General features: G+C 66.0%; 4 protein-coding genes. 2 read left to right on the top strand and 2 right to left on the bottom strand.

Translation table 11 applies throughout. The features are described from left to right. Window positions 1-166: 166 nt before the first annotated feature. Window positions 167-598: a PPOX class F420-dependent oxidoreductase gene (locus tag ACFWF3_RS30720; protein ID WP_378990900.1), complete on the top strand. Its 432-nt coding sequence runs from the start codon at window positions 167-169 to the stop codon at window positions 596-598. A 1-nt stretch (window position 599) separates the two neighbouring features. Here ACFWF3_RS30720 and ACFWF3_RS30715 read toward each other — a convergent pair whose 3' ends face one another. Next, window positions 600-1,421 carry an alpha/beta fold hydrolase gene (locus ACFWF3_RS30715; protein ID WP_379317202.1) on the bottom strand — a complete coding sequence of 274 codons (822 nt, stop codon included), beginning with the start codon at window positions 1,419-1,421 and terminating at the stop codon, window positions 600-602. A 125-nt stretch (window positions 1,422-1,546) separates the two neighbouring features. Here ACFWF3_RS30715 and ACFWF3_RS30710 point away from each other — a divergent pair, with 125 nt between their 5' ends. Beyond that, a complete protein-coding gene (locus ACFWF3_RS30710) occupies window positions 1,547-1,894 on the top strand; it encodes a nitroreductase/quinone reductase family protein (protein ID WP_378990903.1) in 348 nt (115 codons plus the stop codon). A 93-nt stretch (window positions 1,895-1,987) separates the two neighbouring features. Here the strand turns inward: ACFWF3_RS30710 and ACFWF3_RS30705 are convergent. Continuing rightward, the coding region (locus tag ACFWF3_RS30705; RefSeq protein ID WP_379317200.1) for an elongation factor Tu at window positions 1,988-2,868 on the bottom strand (881 nt) is incomplete at its 5' end.

Below are 2,868 nucleotides of genomic sequence, written 5' to 3'. Positions count from 1 at the left end.
GACCCGATGCGAGCTAGAACCGCGACTGCGGACGTGCTGTAACCATGCGACAAGTTCTACGCGCCCGATCGCGCGCTGTCGACGGGATTTCCGCCGCCCGGGCATAAACGCGCGACCACGACGGTTCGACACAACGAACAGCCCCGCCACCCTTAGGAGCCGATCGATGCCCGAAACCGCGCTCGACCTGCACGCCCTCATCGCCGACTCCCGCATCGGCATCCTGGCCACCATCAAATCCGACGGCCGCCCCCAACTCTCCCCCGTCACCCCGTACTACGACCGCGCCGCGGGCATCATCTACGTCTCCATGACCGAAGGCCGTGCCAAGACGATCAACCTCCGTCGCGACCCGCGCGCTGCCCTCGAGGTCACCAGCGCCGACGGCTGGTCCTGGGCCACCGCCGAGGGCACCGCCACCTTGACCGGCCCCGGCACGGACCCGAACGGCCCGGAAGTCGAGGCCTTGGTCGACTACTACCGCGCAGCCGCAGGCGAACACCCCGACTGGAACGAGTACCGCGAGGTCATGGTCTCGGATCGCCGCGTACTCATGGCGTTGTCCGTCGAGCACGTATACGGAGCCAAGATTCGCTGAGTCAGCCCGTCGCCGAAAGGAATTCGGTGACGTCCGAAGCGAACCGGGCGTGTTTGATCGCCCCGAGGTGGTCTGTCGCGGGGTAGACGATCAAGCGGGAATCAGGAATGCCGTCTGCGGTGTAGCGGAAGGAGGATTGGTCGTAGAACTCGTCGCGGTCGCCTGCGACGACCAGAGTGGGGTTCGTGATGTCGGCGAGACGGTCGGTGAGATCGAAGGCATCCTCGGCATGCACGAAGGCGAGGGTGTCGGCTGGGTTCTTCGGGCGGAACAGCGGGTCCGCAAGCCAGGCCGCGGCACCGATGAGCCGGGCCTTCAGCCGTGATTCGATGCCCTGGGTCGCCATGTGGTGCAGCGAGCGTTTGCCCGCGGCGGCGGCCTCCGCGTAGTTCATCTGCGACACCCGTGCGGACTGACCGAGACGATAGGCGGAGGAAGCGATCACCAATCGGCGCACCACCGAGGGGTGGTCGGCGGCGAGTTGCAGCGCTACCGAGCCGCCCGACGAGATGCCGAGAACGTCCACGGGAGCACCGAATTCGTTGTGCAGGGCTTCCGCGTGCTCCCGCGCGATATCGCCCATCGAGGTACCGGCCGCCATCCCCGGCGCGCGATTGACCGCGTACACCCGGAAGTTCCTGGCCAACGGCGCCATCGTCTTGATCTCACTCGACCGCAGCCAGCCACGCGGATTGGCGTGGTCGGGCATGAACCACCGCAAGAACACCAGCGGCCGCCCCGATCCGAACGCGAGATAGGGCATCCCGTGTTCGAGCACCCCTTCGCTGACATCCAATTCCCGTTCGAGCGCGGCCTTGCCCACGAGGTCTCCGATCCTCTCGAATGCGATAGTGCCCCAACGCTACCGAGCACGACCGACAACCACGATGACGTCAGAAGTCATCCACCGTCGGTAGGCTGACGGTTCGTCGACTACAGGAGGATCCGATGGGACAAGAATCGCTGTTGCGCCGCGGTGTCGGCGCGTTCAACACCGGCGTGGTCGCCCTGACCAATGCCCCCGTCATCGGCAAGCTACTCGGCAAAGCCTTCGCCCAGATCACCTACACCGGCCGCCGCTCGGGCCGCACGTTCAGCACCCCCGTCAACTACCGCCGCTCCGGCGACGAATACCTCATCGGCGTAGCGATGCCGGACAAGAAGTCCTGGTGGCGCAACTTCCTGGACGAGGGAGCCTCCGTCACCCTGCGCATCGACGGCATCGACCACCCCGGCCACGCCATAGCCCACCGAGACGACCGCGGCCGAGTAACCGTCCGCGTCCGACCGGCGTAGTGGATCCGTCCGAGTCGCACGATCGCCCCTGAAACGCCGAACGGCGCCGCTCCCGAAGGAGCGACGCCGTTGCGGTGTCAGCAAGTCAGAGACTCACTTGATGATCTTCGTGACGCGACCGGCACCGACGGTGCGGCCACCCTCGCGGATCGCGAAGCGCAGGCCTTCGTCCATGGCGACCGGCTGGATCAGCTTGACCAGCATCTCGGTGTTGTCGCCGGGCATGACCATCTCGGTGCCCTCGGGGAGGGTAACGACGCCGGTCACGTCCGTGGTACGGAAGTAGAACTGCGGGCGGTAGTTGTTGAAGAACGGGGTGTGGCGGCCGCCCTCGTCCTTCGACAGGATGTACGCCTGGCCCTCGAACTCCGTGTGGGGAGTCGTGGTGCCCGGCTTGACGACAACCTGGCCACGCTCGACATCTTCGCGCTTGATGCCACGAACCAGCAGGCCGACGTTGTCGCCCGCCTGGCCCTGGTCGAGCAGCTTGCGGAACATCTCGATGCCGGTGACGGTGGTCTTGGTCGACTTCTCCTTGATGCCGACGATTTCCACCTCCTCGTTCACGTTGACGATGCCGCGCTCGACACGACCGGTGACGACGGTGCCACGACCGGTGATCGTGAAGACGTCCTCAACGGGCATCAGGAACGGGAGCTCGGTCTCGCGGACCGGGTCCGGGATCGAGTCGTCGACGGCCTGCATGAGCTCGACGATGGCCTCGGCCCACTTCTCGTCGCCCTCGAGGGCCTTCAGACCGGAGACACGCACGACCGGCGCGTCCTCGTCGAATTCCTGCGAGGCCAGCAGTTCGCGGACCTCCATCTCGACGAGCTCGAGGATTTCCTCATCGTCGACCATGTCCGACTTGTTCAGCGCGACCAGGATGTAAGGCACGCCGACCTGACGGGCGAGCAGCACGTGCTCGCGAGTCTGCGGCATCGGGCCATCGGTGGCCGCGACCACCAGGATGG

It is taken from the genome of Nocardia sp. NPDC060220 (assembly GCF_042727815.1).
Lineage (GTDB): Bacteria > Actinomycetota > Actinomycetes > Mycobacteriales > Mycobacteriaceae > Nocardia.
The sequence above is the reverse complement of the archived record's forward strand: the minus strand, read 5'-3'. Positions and strand labels throughout refer to the sequence as shown.